Source organism: Rhodococcus sp. As11, from assembly GCF_048957735.1.
In the GTDB taxonomy this organism is placed as follows: Bacteria; Actinomycetota; Actinomycetes; order Mycobacteriales; family Mycobacteriaceae; genus Rhodococcus; species Rhodococcus gordoniae.
This window is the reverse complement of record NZ_JARDJE010000017.1, coordinates 53920-74866: the sequence shown is the minus strand read 5'-3', so window position 1 is coordinate 74866 and position 20947 is coordinate 53920. Positions and strand designations below refer to the sequence as shown.

The following is a 20947-nucleotide window of genomic DNA, read 5'->3' as shown; positions in this document are numbered from 1 at the left end:
TAGTTGTCGCTTCAACCGAACGGGGCTCTCCGGCCTCCGAATCGAAAGGCTCGACATGAAGACCCCTCTCGTCCGCGACATCGGCATCCTGATCGCCCGGCTCGTGATCGGCGTCATCTTCCTCGCCCACGGCTTGCAGAAGTTCGACACGTGGGGATACGAAGGCACCAAGGCCGGCTTCGAAGGAATGGGTGCTCCCGCCCCGGCGATCTCGGCCTTCGTCGCCACCTGGACCGAAATCCTCGGTGGGCTCGCGCTCATCCTCGGCGTCCTCGTCCCCCTCTTCGGGGTCCTGCTGTTCCTGCTCATGCTCGGCGCGTTCTTCATCGTGCACATCGAGAACGGCATCTATGCGAGCGACGGTGGTTTCGAACTCGTCGCCGCACTCGGCGCGGGGGCTCTCCTCCTCGCCGCCGTCGGCTCGGGAGCCTTCGGTGTCGATCGTGTCCTCGCGCGGAAGGTTCCGCTGCTGCGCGCGGCCTGACCTGCGATTTCGAGGTGCTGCGGACGATTGCTCCCGATCGTCCGCAGCACCTTTCGTGTGGAAGCGCGCGCTTTCGCATGTGCCGTGTCGTTCTCCCGCGCGACCTCCCGGGATGGAGCACGTCACATATTGTGCAGCGCCGTCGGTCACGTCACGGGGTGCAGGTGCTCCGGCGCCCGATTCGAGAGGGATTCCACCTTCCGAATATCGCCAGAAAGAGGCAATTTCGGACATCCGAAATGATCAAGGTAATACCGGTTCGATATTTGTGATCTGCGTCGTGATCTGACAGATATCATTATCTGCGCTGTTAGACGGCATGAAGTTGCAATAACAATGCCGTCTCGTTACCGTGCTGTGATCACAATCGTCGTCCGTCTGGAAATAATCGTGTCACCTTTCACCAAGATCAATCGCGTCAAGTCGCCGGTGTTCTACTCGGTGGTCGCCGCTGTCTTCGTCACCCTCGGTGCCGGTGGTGCCACTGCTGTGGTCCAGCACAAGGACGTCGTCCTCGACGTCGACGGTGAGCAGCGTGCCTTCGGCACCATGAACTCCAGCGTCGGGGACATCCTGGCCGCCGCCGGCTACACCGTCGACGAGAACGACGTCGTGGCCCCGGCCGTCGACTCGTCCGTCTCCGACGGCGACACCATCGTCCTGCGTCAGGCCCGCGAGGTCCGTCTCACCGTCGACGGGGAGGAGCGCTCGGTGTGGACCACCGCGCTGACCGTCGACGAGGCACTCGACCAGTTCCGCCTCTCCGACGACGCGTACGTCTCCGCGTCCCGTTCGCACCGCCTCCCGCTCGACGGCGCGGATCTCGAGGTCGTCAACCCCAGGACCGTGCGCTTCGCCGACAACGGTGCGCCCGCCGCCGAGGTGCGCGTCGCCGCGCCGACGGTTGCGGAGTTCCTGAAGATCCAGGGAACGAAGCTCGAGCAGGCCGACAGTGTCACTCCCGCCCTCGACGCTCCGCTCGAGGACGGCATGGAGGTCGTGGTCACCCGCGACCGGACCGAGTCGCGGACCGAGAACCTGCCGATCGCCCCGCCGGAGAACCGTGTGGACGATCCGAACATGATCGAGGGGGAGACCGCGCTGAACGACCCGGGTGCTCCGGGCGAGCGGTCGGTGACCTTCGACGTCCACACCGTCAACGGTGTCGAGGTCGGACGCACCGAGACGGCGTCGACGGTCCTCGCCGAGCCGCGGCCCGTGGTGGTCCGCGTCGGCACCAAGCCGAAGCCTGCCGTGCCGGCCTCGGGGCGCGCGTCCACCTGGGATTCCATCGCCCAGTGCGAAGCGACCGGCAACTGGGCCATCAACACCGGCAACGGCTTCTACGGCGGCCTGCAGTTCACGCAGCAGACGTGGGCCGGCTTCGGCGGTACCCAGTACGCACCGCGCGCCGATCTCGCGACCCGCGAGCAGCAGATCGCCGTCGCGGAGAAGGTCCAGGCCGCCCAGGGCTGGGGCGCGTGGCCGGCCTGCACCAGCAAGCTCGGTCTGCGCTGACCGGCGCGGGTGTGCGCGGTGTGACCTGCTCCCGAGTGCGCTAGGTTCACCACGTGTCAGCAGACGATCCCGAAACCACTCCGAGGGCCACCCCGGCTTCTCCGCGCGGACTCGCCGCGCTGCTCGGACCCGCAGAGGTCCGCGCACTCGCGGAGGAGTTCGGGGTACGCCCGACGAAACAGCTCGGCCAGAACTTCGTGCACGACGCGAACACGGTGCGCCGCATCGTCAACGTCGCAGGGGTCGGTGCCGACGACGTCGTGCTCGAAGTCGGGCCGGGCTTGGGTTCGCTCACCCTCGCGCTGCTCGACGTCGTCGACCGCGTGATCGCCGTCGAGCTCGATCCTGTTCTCGCGCAGCGTATTCCCGTCACGGTGCAGGAGCGGGCCCCGCAGCTGGCCGACCGGTTCGACGTCGTGCACATGGACGCGATGAAGGTGTTGCCGAAGGATCTTCCCGTCACGCCCACCGCGCTCGTCGCGAACCTGCCCTACAACGTGGCGGTACCGGTTCTGCTGCATCTGTTCTCCGAATTCCCCTCTCTCCGAACGGCTCTGGTGATGGTGCAGGCCGAGGTCGCCGACCGGCTCGCGGCCGAACCGGGCGGCAAGATCTACGGCGTGCCCAGCGTGAAGGCCCGGTTCTTCGGCGACGTCCGCAGGGCGGGTGCCGTCGGACGTGCCGTCTTCTGGCCCGTTCCCCAGGTGGAATCGGGTCTCGTGCGCGTCGACCGCTATGCCGAGCCCCCGTGGCCGACCGACGCGCAGACGCGCGCCCGCGTGTTCGCCGTCGTCGACGCGGCCTTCGCTCAACGCCGAAAGACGTTGCGCGCCGCGCTGAGCGGCTGGGCCGGTTCGCCCGGGGAAGCCGAGAGGCGCCTGCTGGCCGCCGGTATCGAACCGTCGACGCGCGGGGAGAAGCTCGACGCCGCAGCCTTCGTGCGACTCGCAGGCGTGGAGTGATCGGCGGCTCGCCGTTGTCGTGATGGGCAGCTCGCCGCCGTCGGGTGATCCCGATCACCCTTCCTGGCGGGCGCACTCGATCTGTGGTTAAGTTGTCCTCGGTCGTTAGGTAGTGTGTTCGTGGTTTACCCCTCGCACATTTCTGGTTGCGAGCGGATGCGATAGCCACGATGGAATCGTCTCAGCCGTGTAGTGACAGACCCGGGAGCCGAAACCGACTCCCGACGAGACAGAACGTCTATATCCGTTCTGCCTGCAAGTGAAGGACAGCAACATGGCTGAAGGTACTGTGAAGTGGTTCAACGGCGAAAAGGGCTTCGGCTTCATCGCTCCCTCGGACGGCTCCGCTGACGTCTTCGTGCACTTCTCCGAGATCCAGGGCCGCGGCTTCCGCACCCTCGAGGAGAACCAGCGCGTGAGCTTCGAGATCGGCCAGGGCCAGAAGGGCCCGCAGGCCACCGGCGTGAACGTCATCGGCTGATACCGATAACTCTCCGAATCCGGGCCGGCACCTCGAAGGTGCCGGCCCGGATTCGTTGTGTCCGGTCAGCCGATCATCGCCCCGTAACCGGTGATACCCAGGCCGGACGAGCCGGTCGACGATCCTGTGGAGTCGGCCGAACCGGTCGCCACTCCGGCGGAGCCGGTGGGCGGGTTGACGCAGTCCACGAGATTCAGCGAGCGCAGGACCAGGTCGCCGAGCGAGCAGACGCGCGGCGGAGCCGGTTCGGCCGAGGCGACGCCGGCGGTTCCCAGCGAAGCTGCCGCGGCGATGACGCAGACGGCGACCGCATTGCGTACAGATCGAGTCATATTTCCTCCACAGTGTTCACGAGTCGCCCGATCGTAGAGCGTGGCCGCGGCGGTCGGGAAGCTTCCGTATCCCGAGTAAGCTCTGTACTCGTGCTTTCCGTCGTGCCGACCCCCGTGACAGTGCGGGTCCCGTCCAAGGTCAACCTGCATCTCGCGGTGGGCGACCTCCGTCCCGACGGCTACCACGACCTGCACACCGTCTTCCAGGCCCTGTCCCTGCACGACGAGGTGTCGGTGGTCCCCGCCGACACCCTGAGCGTGACGGTGCGCGGAGCGAACGCCGATGCGGTACCCACCGACTCGACGAATCTGGCCTGGCGCGCCGCCGAGATGATGGCGGAGCGGGCCGCACGCACCCCCGACGTGGCGATCACGATCGACAAGGGCATCCCCGTCGCAGGCGGGATGGCCGGGGGCAGTGCCGACGCGGCCGCGACGCTCGTCGCGCTCGACGCGCTGTGGGGGATCGGGGCGTCGCGGGAGGATCTCGCGGATCTCGCCGCCCGGCTCGGGAGCGACGTGCCGTTCTGCCTGCACGGCGGAACGGCGATCGGAACGGGGCGGGGCGAGCGACTCGTCCCCGTTCTCACCCGCGGCACCTTCCACTGGGTGCTCGCCCTCGCGAAGGGCGGCCTGTCCACCCCCGTCGTCTTCCACGAGCTCGACCGTCTGCGCGCGGAGGGCGAACCCCACCGGCTCGGCAGCGCCGACGCGGTGCTCTCCGCGCTCGGCTCCGGCGACGCCCGCGAACTCGCGCCGCTGCTCGGCAACGATCTGCAGGCCGCGGCCCTGTCGCTCGACCCCCTGTTGCGGCGCACGCTCCGGGCGGGTGTCGAGGCCGGCGCTCTGGCAGGCATCGTCTCCGGGTCCGGCCCGACCTGCGCGTTCCTCGTCGAGGACCAGCACGCCGCCGTCACCGTGAGCGCCGAACTCGCCGGTGCGGGTGTGTGCCGCACGGTGCGGGTCGCGTCCGGCCCGGTGCCCGGCGCCCGCGTCGTCGACGCCGCCGATCCCGCCCACCCCTGATCCCGCTGCTCCCGCAGTACATCCCCGCAATTCTCGGAAGGCGTTGCTCCACGTGGCGAATCTGATCAACCTCGAACAGGTTTCGAAGTCCTTCGGCATCAAGCCGCTGCTCGACTCTGTGTCCCTCGGCGTGAACGAGGGGGAGCGGATCGGGGTCGTCGGCCTCAACGGTGGCGGCAAGACGACGATGCTCGAGGTGCTCGCCGGTATCGAGGAACCCGACTCGGGCCGCGTGAGCCGCGTAGGCGGTCTCCGCATGGCCGTCGTGACCCAGCGCGGCGGGTTGCCGGAAGGATCGACCGTCGGTGAGGTCGTCCTCGGCCCGCTCGGCGTGGCCGAGCACGAGTGGGCGGGCGATGCCCGCATCCGCTCGGTGCTCACCGGTATCGGCATCGACAATCTCGGTCTCGACGCGGTCGTCGACGGCCTGTCCGGGGGTGAGCGTCGCCGGGTGGCCCTGGCGGCCGCTCTCGTCCGCGATCTCGACCTGCTGGTCCTCGACGAGCCCACCAACCATCTCGACGTCGAAGGTGTGCAGTGGCTGGCCGAGCATCTGCTGTCGCGGCGCAGCGCCCTCGTCGTCGTCACCCACGACCGCTGGTTCCTCGACACCGTCGCGACCCGCACCTGGGAAGTGGTGAACGGCCGGGTCGAGAGTTACGAGGGTGGTTACAACGACTGGATCTTCGCGCGTGCCGAGCGCTCTCGTCAGGCCGACGCGATGGAGGAGCGCCGCCGCAACCTCGCCCGCAAGGAGCTCGCGTGGCTGCGTCGCGGTGCCCCCGCCCGCACGTCCAAGCCGAAGTACCGGATCGAGGCCGCCGAGGCGCTGATCGCGAACGTGCCGCCGCCGCGTGACACGGTTGCGCTGGCGTCGTTCGCGAAGCGCCGCCTCGGCCGCATCGTCATCGAACTCGAGGACGCCACCCTCACCACCCCGGACGGACGCGAACTGGTCCGCGACCTCACCTGGCGTCTCGGTCCGGGCGAGCGGATCGGTCTCGTCGGCGTCAACGGCTCGGGCAAGACGACCCTGCTGCGCACGCTCGCGGGCGAACTGGAGCCGGCCCGGGGACGTCGCGTCCAGGGGCAGACCGTCGAGATCGGCTGGTTGCGGCAGGAACTCGACGACCTGCCCACCGACATGCGGGTGCTCGAGGCCGTCCAGGAGGTCGCGGAGCGGATCACGCTGGGCGACAAGGAGATCTCCGCCGGTCAGCTCGCCGAACGGCTCGGTTTCACGCCGGCCCGTCAGCGGACCCCGGTCGGCGACCTGTCCGGTGGTGAGCGTCGCCGCCTGCAGCTGACACGCGTGCTCATGGCCGAGCCGAACGTGCTGCTCCTCGACGAGCCCACCAACGACCTCGACATCGACACCCTCCAGCAGCTCGAGGACCTGCTCGACGGCTGGGCGGGAACCCTCGTGGTCATCAGTCACGACCGGTACCTCGTCGAACGCATCTGTGATTCGACGTGGGCACTGTTCGGCGACGGCCGGCTCACCAATCTTCCCGGTGGCATCGAGGAGTACTTGCGCCGGCGCGCAGCCATGGGCGACGGGGACGTGCCGTCGGTGGCGTCGACCGTCGCGAAATCCGCTGACGCCGAAGAACAGCCGAAGAAGCGTGACGGTGCCGCGGAACGTGCCGCACGCAAGGAACTGTCCCGGCTCGAGCGTCTCGTCGCGAAGCTGACCGAGAAGGAGGAGAAGCTGCACCACGACCTCGCGGAGGCGGCGACCGATCCCGACCGTCTCCAGAAGCTCGATGCGCAGTTGCGTGAGGTGGTCGCGGAGAAGGAAACGGCCGAGGAGCAGTGGATGGAGCTCGCCGAAGACCTCGACTGAATTCCCTTGGCCTCGGGTCGGCTCGAGGCCACAGGATGGGCGTCGTCGGAAGGAACGCTCATCAGGAGGATTCATGTCCGTCACCGGAACATCCGGTAGGTCGAGGCTCCTCCCCGAGTTCGGGCGGAGACCTACAGGCCGAGCAGCTTGCCGATGATCTCGTTCATGATCTCGTTGGTGCCGCCGCCGATGCCGAGGACGCGGGCGTCGCGGAAGTGTCGCTCGACCTCGCTCTCACGCATCAGGCCGATACCGCCCGCGAGCTGCACCGCCTCCATGACGGCGTGATCGCACACCTTGACGGCGTTGTTCTTCGCCATCGAGGTTTCGAGCAGCATGCCCTCGCCGTTGACCCACCGTTCGGCGACGGAGCGGCAGAACGTCTGTGCCGCAGTGATCTCGGTGGCGAGCTCGGCGAGACGGTGACGCACGACCTGGCGCTTCGACAGCGGACGACCCATGGTCTCGCGGGACTTGACCCACTCGACAGTCAGATCGAAGCTGCGCTGCGCGGTGGCGACGGCCTGGAACGCCAGCGACAGCCGCTCGCCCTGGAACTGCTGGGCGATCTGGGCGAACGCCGAGTTCTCGGCGCCGATCAGGTTGCTCGCGGGCACACGCACGTCGTCGTAGAACAGCTCGGCGGTGTCGGAGCACAGCCAGCCCATCTTGTCGAGCTTGCGGGACACCGTGAAACCCGGTGTGTCCGTGGGGACGACGACGAGGGAGATACCTCCGGCACCGGCGTCGCCCGTCCGTACCGCGGTGGTCACGAAGTCGGCACGGGTCCCCGAGGTGATGTAGAGCTTCGCGCCGTTGATGACGTACTCGTCGCCCTCGCGGCGCGCGGTGGTCCGGATGTTCGCGACGTCGGATCCGCCGCTCGGTTCGGAGATCGCGAGTGAGCCGATCATCCGGCCCTCGAGTGCCGGTCGCGCGAAACGCTCGATGAGATCGGCGTTGCCGGACGCGACGATGTGCGGGGTCGCGATGCCGTGGCTGAACAGCGCCGAGATCAGCCCCGAGGAGCCGCCCGCGAGGATGATCTCCTCGAGGATCGCGAGCATGTCGAGCGCGGTGCCGCCCGAGCCGCCGTGTTCCTCGGCGACCGAGGCGCCGAGCAGACCTGCATCGGCGGCCTTGCGGTGGAGTTCGCGGGGGATCTCACCGGCGCGTTCCCACTCGTCGAGGTGGGGGACGATCTCCTTGCGGGTGAAATCGGCCGCGAGCCGACGCAGTGCCTTCTGCTCATCGGTGTCCCAGCGGATCACTTCGGTGGTGGTCATCGCTATTCGCCCTTCCAGACGGGTGCGCGCTTCTGCATGAAGGCCATGACGCCTTCGAGGGTGTCGGCGCTGGTGGTCAGGCGCGCGAGCGCCTTGCCGGTCAGTTCCCAGGCCTGGTCCTCGGCGGGAACGTTGCCGTCGATGATGCCGCGGGCGACGGTCTTGCTCGCCTGCACGGCGAGCGGGGCGCCCTTCGCGACGTCGGCGGCGAAGGCAAGCGCGGTGTCGAGGACTTCGGTTCGCGGGACGACCCGGTTGACCAGTCCCCAGCGCAGGGCGTCGGCGGAGGACATCGGCTTGCCGGTCAGGACCAGTTCCATCGCGACGGCGCGTGGGATCGCCTGGCCGATGCGGAACACCCCGCCGGCTCCGGCGATCAGGCCGCGGTGCACCTCGGGCAGCCCGAATTCCGCAGTGTCGGAGGCGACGACGAGATCGCTCGCGAGGGCGAGTTCGGTGCCGCCGCCGAGTGCGGTGCCGTTGACCGCCGCGATGACGGGCTTGGAGATGTGGTGCTTGACGACACCCGCGAAACCCCAGTGGGCGGTTTCGGGTGGAGTGACCCCGTCCGGTCCCTCGGTGCCGAGTGCCTTGAGATCCGCACCGCCACAGAAGACGGCGTCGCCGGCGCCGGTGAGTACCACGACGCGCACGCCGCGTTCGGATTCGGCGCGTTCCCAGGCCTCACCGAGCGCCCGGTGCACCTCGGCATTGATGCTGTTGGCCGCCTCGGGACGGTTGATGGTGACGAGCAGGACGTGCTCGCGCTTCTCGACGAGAACGACGGGTTCGCTCACGACCGGGGCTCCTCGGGGGACAGGTGCTCGATGCGGGTGACGGTCAGGTGACCGCCGTTGTCGGTGACGTGCACGGTCTCGCCGACGATGTCGGCGCCGGCGGCGAGAACCGCGGCGCCGGTGGCGTCGGTCCGGCCGGAGATGCGCCGGCCGTCGGGGGTGAGGCCGACGAGGAAACCGACCGACGGGTTGCCGTCGCGACCGAATTCTGCGGTGGCCGTGACGATCTGGACTTCCCCGCTGTAGTCGGTCGCTGCCTCGGGTGCGGACGGTTCGAGCAACACGTGCTCCGGGTCGCCGACGTAGCCGTCGGTGTGGGGGGCGCAACCGAGGACCACGACGTGCTGGTAGGTCAGGTAGCCACCGTTGCCGTGCACGAGGGCGAGCTCGCCGTCCCGGCGCAGGCGCCCGGCCACCGACACCACAGAGTGCAGCGTGTAGCTGTTGAGCGGTCCGCCGAAGAAGGAGTGGCCGCCGGTCACCGACGGGACGGTGTCGCGGGGGAGGCCGAGCTGCTCGACGAGCAGTTTCGGCACCACGGGGAAGCAACTGTAGGCGTCGATGATGTCGAAGTCGCCGGGGCGCAGGTCGGTCGCCGTCAGGGTGCGGCGCAACGCGTCGTCGAGTGCGGCGGAGCGTCCGAAGTCGCCGCGCGCCAGCACGTCCGACGGTTCGGTCGCGCCGGCTCCGCCCCACACGTAGAGCAGGTGGTCGTCGGGGACGCCGAGTTCGCGGGCCACGGCGAGCGAGGTGACGACCACGGCCGCGGCCTGGTCGACGAACGGCATGGCGTTGACCATCAGCGGGTACGGGTCGGTGACGAGACGGTTCTTGCCGGCGATGGTGCGGATGTCGTCGGCGGTGCGGCGCTCCGGGCTCCAGGACGCCGGGTTCTCGGCGGCGAACTCCGAGAAGGCGGCGTACAGGGTCGCCGACCAGTCGAGCGATTTCTCGCGGGAGTGCCCGAGATCGTGGCTGAGCCGGTTCTCGAACAGCGGGTAGACCCGCGTGGGGACGATCATGCCGGCGCGCTGCATCGCGGGGCTGCCGAGGTCCTCGCTGCCGGTCGGTGTGGGGCCGCCCGGAGCGGTGGTCCATCCGAGCGTGGCCGGATCCGTTCCGGCCTTGTACGAGTTGGTCACCGAGGCCTGCGCCTCGCCGCCGACGAGCAGCGCGACGGTGCTGGTGCCCGCGGCGATGTCGTGGCCGATGCGGTCGAGCAGGGCCGCCGGCCAGTGGCCGCCGATCGGGCTCGTCGAGGTGCGCCGGGGTGCGGCGCCGAGGCGTTCGGCGAGCAGACCCGGCAGGTTGTCGTAGTCCCAGCTCGCGGTCTTGATCGCGTGGATGGTGTCGATCCGCGTCGCGAGATCGGCACCGGTGTCGGCGATAGCGGCGAGGGTGGCCTCGTGGATGAGGTCGAGCGGTTCACGCGGGTCGGCGGGCGCACCGGCACGGCCGGAGCGCAGGTCGCCGACGCCGATCACGACGGGAACCCGGGTGGGGTCGGTCATGGTGTTCCTTCGGTCTGCTCTGGGGGAGGAGGGCGCCGCCAGCTTAATGCGGACTGTTTCAGTCTGTAAATCGAGGAGTGGTCTGGCACACTTACCCGACGTGACCGAAGTACCCGCCCCGCGGCGCCGCGGCCGCCCTCGCGACGCCGATCTCGAGGACCGCGTGTTCGACGCCGTGCTCGAGGTGTATTCCGAAACGAGCTGGCGTGGTTTCACGCTCGACGCCGTCGGGCGGCGTGCGCGGGTGGGTCGCGCCGCCCTCTACCGCCGGTGGTCGAGCAAGGACGACCTTCTGGTCCAGGCGCTGGAGGCGCGTAGCCCGCTGCCCGTCCCGATCGACACCGGCGCGCTCCGATCGGATCTCGTCGAACTCGCCCGGCAGCTGTTGCGCGGCTACCGGACCACCTCCGGTCTGGTGAGCCTGCGCGTGGCACTCGACGCCCGCGCCCATCCCGAACTGCTCGCCCGGCTGACCCTCACACTCAACCGCAGCCGCGTACTCGCGGCCCGCACGATCGTGCACCGGGCCGTCGAGCGCGGCGAGCTCCCCGCCGACACCTCGGCGACACTACTGCTCGAGATGGTCACCGGCACCGTGCTCAGCCACGCCCTGTTCGCGTTGACGACGCCGGACCAGGGCATCGATGTCGAGTACGCCGAACTCGTCGTCGACGCGACCATCCGCGCGCTGCGCCGTCCGGAGCAGTGACCGAGGAGTGCTCCCGTGACCGAATCGCGACCGAGTGAGACCTGGTAACAGTGTGATTCCTGCCGTCTGCACAGGTCTTCCGGGCTAGCCTGGAATTCGAATACTCGCAGAGGGGGGTCCCAATGGGAGGCCGACGATGGATGTGCAGGCGGTAGCGGAGATCACGCGGCTCAAATACCGTTATGCGCGAGCGCTCGACACGAAGGACTGGGACGAACTGGCGAACACTCTGACCCCCGACGCGCACGCCGTCTACGGAGAGCATCTCGTTTTCGACTCGCGCGACGCCTTCATCGGTTTCCTCGAGAACACGCTGGGCACACGTCTGATCACGGAGCACACATGCTCCCATCCCGAGATCGACATCGCCGACGACGGCCGCAGCGCCACCGGGGTGTGGTTGTTGTCCGACACCGTGATCATCCCCGAGGACGGGATGCTGTTGCGCGGCTCGGCCTACTACCACGATCGCTACAGCCTGGACGACGACGGATGCTGGCGGATCAGCCGCACCGGATATCAGCGGAACTGGGAGACGGTCACATGCATGGGCGACTCCACGTCGGTCCGGTTGACCACCAACCGGTGGGCGATGCTGCAGCAGCCGAAAGCGTCCTGAGAAGGCGCGGCGAGATGTTCTCCGAAGCCTCCGGTGGTTTCCCGCGCCCGGGTGCGTTGCCCTACCTGACGGTGCCGCGGGCGCACGACGCGATCGAGTGGTACACCCGGGTCTTCGAGGCCTCACTGACCGCCGAGCCGGTCGTCATGGACGACGGTCGTGTGGGCCACGCCGAGCTCCGATTTCCCAGCGGAATGATCTATCTGGCAGACGAATTCGCGGAACTCGGACTCACCGCGCCGCAGGAGGGAGCGGTCTCGGTGAGTCTGATGCTCGAGGTGGCCGACACCGATGCCGTGCTCACCCGCGCCCGGCTGGCCGGTGGTTCGGTCGAGAGGTGGATCAACGAGGCCCACGGCCATCGCAACGCCACCCTGCTCGACCCCTTCGGGCATCGCTGGATGCTCGTCGGTCCGTTGACCGGCAAGCTCCCGCCCCCTCGGGAGTGAACCGCCCCCGTCCCGCGCCGGTACCATGCGGCGATGAGCGAGATCGCGCGTCGCAGTGAGTTTCCCGACACCCGCGGCTGGATCCGGGCGTTGCCCGCCCGTGCGGCGTCCGCGCCGGCGTTCGAACCAGCGGTGTCCGCGCCGGCGTTCGATCCGGCGCCGACGCCGCAGGAGACCTTCCTTCGATGGCTCACCGACGCCGTCGAGGCCGGTATCGCCGAGCCGCACGCCGCGACCCTGTCGACCGTCGACCCGTCCGGGATGCCCGACGCACGCACACTGCTGATCAAGGACGTCACCGACGACGGCTGGTGGTTCTCCGGCGACGACCGCTCGCCGAAGGGGCGCCAGCTCGATACGGCGCCGGCCGCCGCGCTCACCGTGTACTGGCGTGAACTCGGCCGGCAGGTCCGCGTGCGTGGGCCCGTCCTGGTCGGCCCACCCGAGGTGTGTGCCCGCGACTTCCGGGAACGGTCGGTCTTCGCCCGCGCCGTGGCGTCCACGGGCCGTCAGAGCGAGGTCCTTGCCGATCCCGCCGAGTACGACCGTCTCGTGCAGGAACGTCTGACCGCGCTCGAACACGATCCCGAGTTCGTCTCACCGCACTGGACCGCGTGGTGCGTCGCCGCCGGGACCGTGGAGTTCTGGCAGGCGGATCCCGGCCGGCGGCACCTGCGTCATCGCTACCGGCGGAAGGGGGATCGATGGGCCGCCGAAGAACTTCATCCGTGACCGGTAGGCTCCCGCCCGTGAACGAGTCCTTCATCCGCACACGCGTCGCCAACGGAGTCGGCGAAGTGCAACTCGACCGTCCCGGTGCGCTCAACGCGCTCGACCGGTCGATGATCCGCGACGTCCGTTCGTCGCTTCTCGCCTGGCGCGACGACCCGGCCGTCACGGCAGTGCTGGTCACCAGCACGTCCGACCGTGCGTTCTGTGCCGGTGGCGACGTCAAACCGGTGCGCGAGGTGGCCCTGGAAGGACGCTTCGACACCGTCCGGGAGTACTTCGCCGACGAGTACCGTCTCGACGAACTCGTCGCCACCTACCCCAAGCCTTATCTCGCGGTCCTCGACGGCGTCACGATGGGCGGCGGCCTCGGCATCTCGGTGCACGGCGCGGTGCGTGTCACCACCGAGAAGACCACCATGGCCATGCCCGAGACGGCGATCGGGTTCGTCCCCGACATCGGGTCCAGCCATTTTCTCCCGCGACTGCGCGGCACCACGGCGCGCTGCGACGCGGTGGGGATGTATCTCGGGCTCACCGGTGCCCGCATCGATGCCGGCGACGCGCTGGCCGTCGGCCTGGCCACGCACTACGTGCCCAGCGCACGCATCGACGATTTCACCGACCGCATCCGCGCGGGTCGGTGGCGCGACGCCCTCGACGAGTTCGTCGAACCGGCACCCGAATCGTCACTGGCGCAACGCTTCCCCGACATCGAGATGGTATTCGGCGACGGGACGGTGCTCGATATGGTGAGCCGCCTCGACGTTCTCACCGACATCGACGCGACGTGGGCCGAGCAGACCCGCACGGCGCTGCGGTCGTTGTCGCCGACGAGCGTGTGGGCCACGGCCGAACTGATGCGCCGCGGTGCGGAGAGCACCCTCGAGGAGTGTTTCGCCCGCGAACTCGACGTGGCCGTGCGGGTCGCCGCGACCCCGGACTTCGCCGAAGGCGTGCGCGCCGTCCTCGTCGACAAGACCCGCGATCCGCGCTGGTCGCCTGCGGCTCTCGAGGATGTGGACCCGGTGGCGATCGCCGCTCTGTTCGGCGACCGATAAGCCCGCCCGGCTGCTCTGTTCGCTCTAGCGGGCGCGGCGCTGCGGTACCTGCAGGTCGACGACGATGGGCTGCCCACCGAGAGTCGCGTGGATCTCCGGCTTCTCGAGACCGCCGGCCAGCAGGTACTCGCCGAGCAGCGTGAGCAGTTCGTCGTCGTCCGCTATCGGGTCGCCGTGCGAGCCGGTGTTGCGCGAGTCGCGCGAGGTCAGTTCGTTCTGTGCGAGTCGCGCGGCGATGCGCACCGACGCAACGCCCATCGAATTGCGCCGCGACAGGACCGGGCTCGGCGCGGTGACGGTGCCGAGGCTCTCGGTGGCCGTCGTCGTGGTAGTGGCGGGCCCGCTCGCGGAGCCGTTCGTGCCGGTGCTGCTCACCAGGGTCGTTCCTTCCTCGGAATTGCCGGCGCCCACCCCGCCGGCCGGGTCACCTTCGAGCGACGATGCGTCCCTCGTGCGGTGTGTTCCGGTATCCGGCGTACTCGTCAGTGGGGTACTGCTCGGGAGGGGAGTGCTCGGCAGCGGGTAGACGAAGGTCCCCGAGCGCTTCGCGCGTCCGGATCGTCTGCTCGCATCCGCCGTCCTACCGGACGGCCGGTCCTCGCCGGCTGCGGCCGGTACGTCGTCGTTCATCGACACAACTCCTGATTCCACCCGAATACGTCGGATCGACGGAAGGGAAAGTATCAGTAAAATCCGCTGGACGCACTACCCGCTCGGCATCGCCGGGACGCTCAGTCGGTCGCGGCGACGAGCGGTTCGAGGGTCAGTTCCGGCATCTCCTTGAGGATGTACTGCAGCCGCCACTTGTCGCTGACGAGCGCGAGGAGTACACCGTCCGACCGGGTGAACACCTCGATGCCGCGCTGGCGGTTCAGTTCGTCGGCCGAGGCCGCGTCGGTGCGACGCGCGAGCGTGTATCCGAGGTTCTCGATCCTCGGATCGACGTTGTATTCGGCCTTCATCCGCGCGGCGACCACCTCGAACTGCATCGGGCCCACGGCCGCCATCACCGGCGAGGCGTCGCCGCGGATGTCGTTGCGGAGGATCTGCACGACACCCTCGGAGTCGAGCTGGTCGACGGCCTTGCGGAACTGCTTGTACTTCGAGGCGCTCTCGGCCCGCAGGATCGCGAAGTGCTCGGGGGCGAACGACGGGATCGGCGGGAACTCCACCTTCTTCTCGACGTAGAGGGTGTGGCCCGGCGCCAGCGCGGTGGCGTTGACCAGACCGACGACGTCGCCGGGATAGGCGTTCTCCACCGTGGAGCGTTCGCGGCCGAAGACGGTCAGCGCGTACTTGGTGGCGAAGGGCTTTCCGGTCTGCGCGTGCGTGACCACCATGCCGCGCTCGAAGACGCCCGACACGACACGCATGAACGCGAGCCGGTCGCGGTGGGCGGTGTCCATCCCTGCCTGCACCTTGAACACCACGGCGCTGAACGGGTCGTCGACCTCGCGGGGCGTCTCGTCGACGGCGACGCGGGCCCGCGGCGGCGGTGCGAGCGTGACGAGGGTGTCGAGGATCTGCCGCACGCCGAAGTTGAGCATCGCCGACGCGAAGATCACCGGCGAGGTCTGTCCCGCGAGGAACATCTCCTGATCGTGGTCCTGACCGTTGATCGAGAGCAGTTCGGACTCCTCGGCGGCCTCGACCCAGGTCTCGCCCTCGAGAGCGAGCGCCTCGTCGGCGGACAGATGCTCCTCGGGTGCGATCTTGGCGCCACCGGCGGTGCGGGTGAACTTGATGTACTCGGCCGGGGCGCCGTCCTCGCCGCGACGCAGCAGGCCGCGGAAGTCACCGGCGATGCCCACAGGCCAGAACAGGGGGGTCGGCGTCAGGCCGATGCGCTCGTCGATCTCGTCGAGCAACTCCAGCGGCGTCCGGCCGGGGCGGTCCCACTTGTTGATGACGGTGACCACGGGGATGCCCCGGTGGCGACACACTTGGAACAGCTTCAGGGTCTGCGGCTCGAGACCCTTCGCCGCGTCGATGAGCATGACGGCGGCGTCGACGGCGGTGAGGACCCGATAGGTGTCCTCCGAGAAGTCGGAGTGGCCGGGGGTGTCGACGAGATTGACGACGTTGACGATCTCGTCGTCGGTGCCCGCGACATCCGAGCGCGTGTAGTTGAACTGCAGGGCGGTGGAACTGACGGAGATGCCGCGGGCCTTCTCCATCTCCATCCAATCGGAGACCGTCGACTTGCGGCCGGCCTTGCCGTGGACCGCACCGGCCTCGGAGATGACCTTCGCGTGCAGGGCGAGCGCCTCGGTGAGCGTCGACTTACCGGCATCGGGGTGCGAGATGACGGCGAAGGTGCGTCTGCGCTCGGCTTCGGCACGGACCTCCTTCGCGGATGCGGGCTTCGGGGCGCCGGAAGACTGCGCAGGCTCCATCGTGCCGGTGGATTGACTGTCGGCCGAAGCGTGCGGGGTGCTCAACGGGAAAAACCTCTCGAAGGGGGCAGGGAGTAGGGGCGCTATCGCCGCCGACTCGTTCATGTTACTCGGCGATTCGGTGTCGATTTCCGCCAGATTCGATCACGTTTCCCGAAGGTGGCCCCATGCCCACCCCTCGGAGGCGCACGCTGATGTGCAACTACCGGATCTTGATCGAGGTCGTGCACCACCGGACGAGGAGCGGGTCGTGAGCAGATTCACCGAGGAGATGTATGCGACGGCGGAATCGGACTCCGGGGCTCTGGTCACCGGCGAACCGGATGCGCCGCTGCGACAGAACTGGGGACTGATCCACCGGCAGGCCCGCCGTATGGCCGGTGCCCTGGCTGCCGCAGGCATCGGCCCCGGCGACTCGGTGGGCGTCCTCGCAGGACAGCCCGTGGACATCGCCCCGGTCTGCCAGGCGGTGTGGATGCGCGGCGGCAGTGTGACGATGCTGCACCAGCCCACCCCGCGGACCGATCTGCAGTCGTGGTCGCGCGACACCGAGGTGGTCCTGCGGATGATCGACGCACGCGCCGTCGTCCTCGGCGCACCCTTCGAAATCGCGGAGTCGCTGTTGCGCGAACGGGGCATCTCCGTCGTCACCGTGGAGCGGATGCGGGAAGGACATCCGGTCGATCCCGTGGACACCGCGGAATCGGACATCGTGCTGCAGCAGCTCACCTCCGGGTCCACCGGTTCGCCGAAGGCGGTGCGGATCACGCACGGCAACTTCTACGCCAACGCGACGGCGATGATGGACCGCGTCAAGTTCTCGCTCGACGACGACGTCATGGTCAGCTGGCTGCCGTTGTTCCACGACATGGGCATGGTGGCCTTCCTCAGCGTCCCCATGCAGGTGGGTGCGGAGGTCGTGTCGGTGACGCCGCTGGACTTCCTCCGCTCGCCGATCCTGTGGGCGGAACTGATCAGCAAGTACCGCGGAACCCTGACGGCTGCACCGAATTTCGCGTACTCGCTGCTGGCCCGGAAGTTGTCGCAGGCGCCCGACGGCTCGCTCGACCTGTCGTCGATGCGCTGGATGTGGAACGGCGCCGAGCCGGTGGACCCCGACACGATGGAGGCGCTCGCGGACGCCGGTGAGCGATTCGGTCTCGAACCCTCCGCCCTCGCCCCGTCCTACGGGATGGCCGAGACCACGCTCGCGGTGTCGGTCCCCGATCCGGGGCGGGGGATGGTGCTCGACGTGGTGGATCCCGACCTGCTCGAAGCAGGCGGGATGGCCGTGCCGAGCACCCGTCCCCACGCGCGCCGTATGCCCACTCTCGGGCGTCTCGTGGCCGGTCTCGAGGGGCGCGTCGTCGACCGCGACGGGCAGGTGCTGCCGCCCCGCGGTGTGGGCATCATCCAGTTGCGCGGCGAGGCCGTCACGCACGGCTATCTCACCGTGGACGGACCCGTGTCCGCGCAGGACGCGCAGGGCTGGCTCGACACCGGCGACGTGGGCTATTTCACCGAGGAAGGGCTCGTGGTGGTGTGCGGCCGGGTGAAGGACGTCATCATCATGGGCGGCCGCAACATCTATCCCACCGACATCGAGCGAGCGGCGGGGACCGTCGAAGGGGTGCGTCCCGGCAACGCCGTGGCCATCCGGCTCGACGCGGGGGACAAGCGCGAATCGTTCGCGGTTGCGGTGGAGACCAAACTCTCCGACCGCCCGGAGGAGGTGCGCCGCATCGAACACGACATCGTGCACGCGGTGGTCGCCGAGGTGGGCGTGCGGCCCCGCACCGTCGCGGTGCTCGGGCCCGGCAGCATCCCGAAGACCTCCTCGGGCAAGCTGCGTCGCGGTACGTCGCTGGCGCTGCTGACGCGCGCCTGACGCCGCTCGTGCGCGTTTCCGGTAGCAGCCGCTACCGGACACGCGCACCGTCAGTGGATGCGGTTCTGAGCACCTTCGAGGCCGAGTTTCAGGAGCAGTTCGACGGCGTCGGCCCCTTCCTCGCACCACACGTCGAGTTCCTTGCGTTCGGTGGCCGAGAACGGCTTGAGCACGAAATCGGCGGGATCCTGCCGGCCGGGCGGGCGACCGATGCCCATCCGCACCCGCAGGTAGTCCTTGGTGCCGAGCGCCGACGAGATCGACCGCAGGCCGTTGTGCCCGTTCTCGCCACCGCCGAGCTTGAGCCGGATCGTCCCGAAGTCCAGGTCGAGTTCGTCGTGCACGACGATCACGTTCGCGGGCTCGACCGAGAAGAACTTCGCCAGGGCGGCGACCGGCCCACCGGACAGATTCATGTAGGTGCGGGGTTCGGCGACGATCACCTGCCGGCCGTCGAGCCGGGCCTGCACGATGTCGGCGTTGCTGCGCTTGTGCGCGGAGAACTTGCCGCCGACGCGTCCGGCCAGCACGTCGGCCACCATGAATCCGATGTTGTGCCGGGTGTTCTCGTACTTGGGCCCGGGGTTGCCGAGACCGATCACGAGCGCGGTGTCGTCGCCCACGTGCAGATCCTTCCGTGCATTCGAACGACGTGCGGCGCGCCATCCCGGGGGATGACGCGCCGCACGAGTGACTTACCGGGAGCCGGTGATGGCTCAGGCCTCCTCGGAAGCCTCTTCGGCGGCCACGTCGCCCTCGGTGCCCTCGAGGGCACCGGCGGAGGGAGCCTCGACGATGTTCACGAGCAGCAGCTCGGGATCGTCCTGGAGGGTGGAGCCGGCGGGCAGCTCGACGCCACCGGCCAGGATCTGGGTGCCGGGCTCGGCGCCCTCGATGGAGACGACGATCTCCTCGGGGATGTTCAGGGCGTCGGCCTCGAGCTTGATGGTGTTGACCTCGTTGACGACGAGGGTCGCCGAGGCCGGCTCGCCGCGGAGGACGACGGGCACCTCGACGGTGACCTTCTCGCCCTTCTTCACGACCAGCAGATCGGCGTGCTCGATGTAGCGGCGGATCGGATGGACGACGACCGACTTGGTCAGCGCCAGCTGCTCGTCACCGTCGATGTCGAGGGTGAGGACCGCGTTGGTGCCGTGGGCACGCAGCACGGCTGCGAACTCGAGGTCGGGGAGGCCGAGGTGCCGGGGCTCGGTGCCGTGGCCGTAGAGGACGGCGGGGACCTGGCCGGCGCGACGGGCGCGGCGTGCGGCACCCTTGCCGAACTCGGTGCGGACGCTGGCTACGAGACGATTCTCGTCGGACATGATGTGACGGCTCCTACGCTGGTGGCACTTCGTGGTCGGGTGTTCTCGAACGAACGGATCCGACACGTGCGACCGGGGAGCACATTGCTTCCGTCGCAGCCGCGTCGATCACGGTGATCCAGCGATATTGCGGTTCACCCTCGCCGAGACAACTCGAACCACACTACCGGACGACATCGAGCCGGGACAAACAGGCCTGTCGACCCACGGTGCCGAGCAGCGCGTGACCGGCGCGCGGCTTCACGAACGGACGAGGTCGTGCACCGCGCCGAGGAATCTGTCGACGTCGGCGGGGGAGACGAAATAGTGCGGTGACGCCCGCACCACCGAAGGCAGATCGCGCGCGGTCATGTCCAGCAGGGTCGAACTGCGACCGCTGACCGTGACCGTCACCGACCGCTCGGCCAGAGCGTCGCGGACCTCCCGCGGGTCGCGTCCGTCCACGGTGAACGAGACGATGCCGCTGTGCCGCTCACCGAGGTCGGTGACGGTCACGCCACCGATGCCGGCGAGCCCGTCGCGCACGTGCCCGGCGCGATAGGCCACCGCCTCGGCCACGGCGTCCACCCCCAGCTCGAGGAGATAGTCCACGGCTGCGCCGAGCCCGAGCCGGGCCGCCACCCCGGCCTCCCACATCTCGAAGCGGGCGGCGTCCGGCGCGAGCTCGTAACTGTCGGGCGAGGTCCACGAAGCGCTGTGCAGGTCGAGCACCGCCGGTTCGAGTGCGGTCACCAGCCGCGGCCGCACGTAGAGGAAGCCGGTGCCACGGGGACCGCGGAGCCACTTGCGTCCGGTGCCCGACAGCGCGTCGACGTCGAGTTCGGGCACGCTCACCGGTAGCTGTCCCACCGACTGGCACGCGTCGAGCAGTAGGAGCGCACCGACCGCGTGCGCGGCGTCGGCGACCTCCCGTACGGGATTGACCAGTCCGCCGTTGGTGGGGGCGTGGACGACGGACACGAGTCGCACGCGTTCGTCGAGCATCCCCTCGAGTGCCTCGACGTCGAGGCGACCGGACGGATCGGACGGCACGACCTCGACGGTGGCGCCGGTGGCCCGCGCGCGCTGCAACGCGGCGATCGCGTTCGCGGCGTACTCGGCCTGCGAGATCAGGATGCGGTCGCCCGGTCGCAGCGGCACGGCGTAGAAGAACGACGTCCACGCCCGCGAGGCGCCGTCGGACAGCGCGATCGAGGTCTCCGGTACGTCGAACAGGCGACCGAGCGAGGTCTTCACGGCGGTCAGGTCGTCGAGCCGCTCGTCGGCCGCCACGTACCCGCCGACCTCGGCCTCGCGGCGCAGGTGCGCGAGCATCGTGTCCAGCACCGGTGTCGGGGGCAGGGACGATCCCGCGCTGTCGAGGAAGACCCGGTCGAAACATCCCGGTGTGTCGCGTCGAGCCGCCTGCAAGTCCAGCACGGACCCGCACCTCCTTCTGCCGACCGTATCGTCGGGGTCGAGCCTGCCCGCTGGTGTCCGTTCGCGCACGTACCGGTGCGTTATCCGCGCGTCGTGTCCCCGGGCGGGT

At 69.0% G+C, this 20947-nt stretch carries 21 protein-coding genes; 12 read left to right on the top strand and 9 right to left on the bottom strand.

The genetic code is table 11. The features are described 5' to 3' along the window. The first annotated feature begins 55 nt into the window (after positions 1-55). The 4 genes from PV766_RS19020 to PV766_RS19005 all read left to right on the top strand — a co-directional run bounded on the left by PV766_RS19020 (position 56) and on the right by PV766_RS19005 (position 3445). Positions 56-484 carry a DoxX family protein gene (locus PV766_RS19020; RefSeq protein ID WP_064064668.1) on the top strand — a complete coding sequence of 143 codons (429 nt, stop codon included), beginning with the start codon at positions 56-58 and terminating at the stop codon, positions 482-484. 390 nt (positions 485-874) lie between these two features. Then, positions 875-2002 (top strand): resuscitation-promoting factor, encoded by a 1128-nt coding sequence (locus PV766_RS19015; protein ID WP_129977007.1) that lies wholly within the window; start codon positions 875-877, stop codon positions 2000-2002. A 53-nt stretch (positions 2003-2055) separates the two neighbouring features. Next, positions 2056-2964, top strand: coding sequence for a 16S rRNA (adenine(1518)-N(6)/adenine(1519)-N(6))-dimethyltransferase RsmA (gene rsmA, locus PV766_RS19010; protein ID WP_064064666.1), 909 nt, complete (start codon positions 2056-2058; stop codon positions 2962-2964). Positions 2965-3238: 274 nt separating this feature from the next. Then, positions 3239-3445: a cold-shock protein gene (locus PV766_RS19005; protein WP_006553820.1), complete on the top strand. Its 207-nt coding sequence runs from the start codon at positions 3239-3241 to the stop codon at positions 3443-3445. A 65-nt stretch (positions 3446-3510) separates the two neighbouring features. On the opposite strand, the gene PV766_RS19000 is transcribed toward PV766_RS19005, so the two are convergent. Further along, on the bottom strand, positions 3511-3777 hold the full coding sequence (locus PV766_RS19000) for a hypothetical protein (RefSeq protein WP_016934061.1): 267 nt from the start codon (positions 3775-3777) through the stop codon (positions 3511-3513). A gap of 90 nt (positions 3778-3867) precedes the next feature. Between PV766_RS19000 and PV766_RS18995 the strand changes: the two genes are divergently transcribed. Both PV766_RS18995 and PV766_RS18990 read left to right on the top strand, forming a co-directional pair. Then, positions 3868-4803 (top strand): 4-(cytidine 5'-diphospho)-2-C-methyl-D-erythritol kinase, encoded by a 936-nt coding sequence (locus tag PV766_RS18995; RefSeq protein ID WP_421097652.1) that lies wholly within the window; start codon positions 3868-3870, stop codon positions 4801-4803. 52 nt (positions 4804-4855) lie between these two features. Further along, the gene (locus PV766_RS18990; RefSeq protein WP_016934063.1) at positions 4856-6649 is read left to right on the top strand and encodes an ABC-F family ATP-binding cassette domain-containing protein; all 1794 of its coding nucleotides are present in this window, start codon (positions 4856-4858) and stop codon (positions 6647-6649) included. Positions 6650-6780: 131 nt separating this feature from the next. Here PV766_RS18990 and PV766_RS18985 read toward each other — a convergent pair whose 3' ends face one another. From PV766_RS18985 to PV766_RS18975, 3 genes are read right to left on the bottom strand one after another with little or no spacing between them, the layout of a single operon-like run. Further along, positions 6781-7935 (bottom strand): acyl-CoA dehydrogenase family protein, encoded by a 1155-nt coding sequence (locus PV766_RS18985; protein WP_421097651.1) that lies wholly within the window; start codon positions 7933-7935, stop codon positions 6781-6783. 2 nt (positions 7936-7937) lie between these two features. Continuing rightward, positions 7938-8732, bottom strand: a complete 795-nt coding sequence (locus PV766_RS18980; protein ID WP_064064662.1) for an enoyl-CoA hydratase/isomerase family protein — start codon at positions 8730-8732, stop codon at positions 7938-7940. Next, on the bottom strand, positions 8729-10243 hold the full coding sequence (locus PV766_RS18975) for an acetyl-CoA acetyltransferase (RefSeq protein WP_421097650.1): 1515 nt from the start codon (positions 10241-10243) through the stop codon (positions 8729-8731). Before PV766_RS18975 ends, PV766_RS18980 begins: the two co-directional genes overlap by 4 nt. Positions 10244-10343: 100 nt before the next feature. Between PV766_RS18975 and PV766_RS18970 the strand changes: the two genes are divergently transcribed. From PV766_RS18970 to PV766_RS18950, 5 genes are all read left to right on the top strand, one after another. After that, positions 10344-10952: a TetR/AcrR family transcriptional regulator gene (locus PV766_RS18970; protein ID WP_064064660.1), complete on the top strand. Its 609-nt coding sequence runs from the start codon at positions 10344-10346 to the stop codon at positions 10950-10952. Between the two features lie 136 nt (positions 10953-11088). After that, positions 11089-11571 carry a nuclear transport factor 2 family protein gene (locus PV766_RS18965; RefSeq protein ID WP_016933056.1) on the top strand — a complete coding sequence of 161 codons (483 nt, stop codon included), beginning with the start codon at positions 11089-11091 and terminating at the stop codon, positions 11569-11571. Positions 11572-11585: 14 nt separating this feature from the next. Further along, positions 11586-12020 carry a VOC family protein gene (locus tag PV766_RS18960; protein ID WP_016933057.1) on the top strand — a complete coding sequence of 145 codons (435 nt, stop codon included), beginning with the start codon at positions 11586-11588 and terminating at the stop codon, positions 12018-12020. Between the two features lie 33 nt (positions 12021-12053). Beyond that, positions 12054-12752: a pyridoxine/pyridoxamine 5'-phosphate oxidase gene (locus PV766_RS18955; protein ID WP_421097649.1), complete on the top strand. Its 699-nt coding sequence runs from the start codon at positions 12054-12056 to the stop codon at positions 12750-12752. 17 nt (positions 12753-12769) lie between these two features. Then, positions 12770-13810: an enoyl-CoA hydratase/isomerase family protein gene (locus PV766_RS18950; protein WP_064064719.1), complete on the top strand. Its 1041-nt coding sequence runs from the start codon at positions 12770-12772 to the stop codon at positions 13808-13810. 24 nt (positions 13811-13834) lie between these two features. Here the strand turns inward: PV766_RS18950 and PV766_RS18945 are convergent, their stop codons facing one another. Then, positions 13835-14440: a hypothetical protein gene (locus PV766_RS18945; RefSeq protein ID WP_371053611.1), complete on the bottom strand. Its 606-nt coding sequence runs from the start codon at positions 14438-14440 to the stop codon at positions 13835-13837. 101 nt (positions 14441-14541) lie between these two features. After that, positions 14542-16251: a peptide chain release factor 3 gene (locus PV766_RS18940; RefSeq protein ID WP_129977002.1), complete on the bottom strand. Its 1710-nt coding sequence runs from the start codon at positions 16249-16251 to the stop codon at positions 14542-14544. A 205-nt stretch (positions 16252-16456) separates the two neighbouring features. On the opposite strand from PV766_RS18940, the gene PV766_RS18935 reads away from it, so the two are divergent. Next, positions 16457-18094 carry a fatty acyl-AMP ligase gene (locus tag PV766_RS18935; protein ID WP_421097648.1) on the top strand — a complete coding sequence of 546 codons (1638 nt, stop codon included), beginning with the start codon at positions 16457-16459 and terminating at the stop codon, positions 18092-18094. A gap of 50 nt (positions 18095-18144) precedes the next feature. Here PV766_RS18935 and pth read toward each other — a convergent pair whose 3' ends face one another. The 3 genes from pth to PV766_RS18920 form a co-directional block, all read right to left on the bottom strand. Next, complete coding sequence (gene pth / locus PV766_RS18930) at positions 18145-18717, bottom strand: aminoacyl-tRNA hydrolase (RefSeq protein WP_016933065.1); 573 nt, start codon at positions 18715-18717, stop codon at positions 18145-18147. 93 nt (positions 18718-18810) lie between these two features. Further along, entirely contained in the window at positions 18811-19419 is a 609-nt protein-coding gene (locus tag PV766_RS18925) for a 50S ribosomal protein L25/general stress protein Ctc (protein ID WP_255162332.1), read from the bottom strand. Positions 19420-19659: 240 nt separating this feature from the next. Continuing rightward, complete coding sequence (locus PV766_RS18920; RefSeq protein WP_421097647.1) at positions 19660-20838, bottom strand: aminotransferase class V-fold PLP-dependent enzyme; 1179 nt, start codon at positions 20836-20838, stop codon at positions 19660-19662. Between the last annotated feature and the right edge of the window lie 109 nt (positions 20839-20947).

Bases quoted from the DNA above. Each gene is read 5' to 3' on its own strand.
- PV766_RS19020 (WP_064064668.1), top strand. From the start codon at position 56: ATGAAGACCCCTCTCGTCCGCGACATCGGCATCCTGATCGCCCGGCTC.
- PV766_RS19005 (WP_006553820.1), top strand. From the start codon at position 3,239: ATGGCTGAAGGTACTGTGAAGTGGTTCAACGGCGAAAAGGGCTTCGGC.
- PV766_RS19000 (WP_016934061.1), bottom strand. From the start codon at position 3,777: ATGACTCGATCTGTACGCAATGCGGTCGCCGTCTGCGTCATCGCCGCG.
- PV766_RS18985 (WP_421097651.1), bottom strand. From the start codon at position 7,935: ATGACCACCACCGAAGTGATCCGCTGGGACACCGATGAGCAGAAGGCA.
- PV766_RS18975 (WP_421097650.1), bottom strand. From the start codon at position 10,243: ATGACCGACCCCACCCGGGTTCCCGTCGTGATCGGCGTCGGCGACCTG.
- PV766_RS18965 (WP_016933056.1), top strand. From the start codon at position 11,089: ATGGATGTGCAGGCGGTAGCGGAGATCACGCGGCTCAAATACCGTTAT.
- PV766_RS18960 (WP_016933057.1), top strand. From the start codon at position 11,586: ATGTTCTCCGAAGCCTCCGGTGGTTTCCCGCGCCCGGGTGCGTTGCCC.
- PV766_RS18955 (WP_421097649.1), top strand. From the start codon at position 12,054: ATGAGCGAGATCGCGCGTCGCAGTGAGTTTCCCGACACCCGCGGCTGG.
- PV766_RS18945 (WP_371053611.1), bottom strand. From the start codon at position 14,440: ATGAACGACGACGTACCGGCCGCAGCCGGCGAGGACCGGCCGTCCGGT.
- PV766_RS18925 (WP_255162332.1), bottom strand. From the start codon at position 19,419: ATGTCCGACGAGAATCGTCTCGTAGCCAGCGTCCGCACCGAGTTCGGC.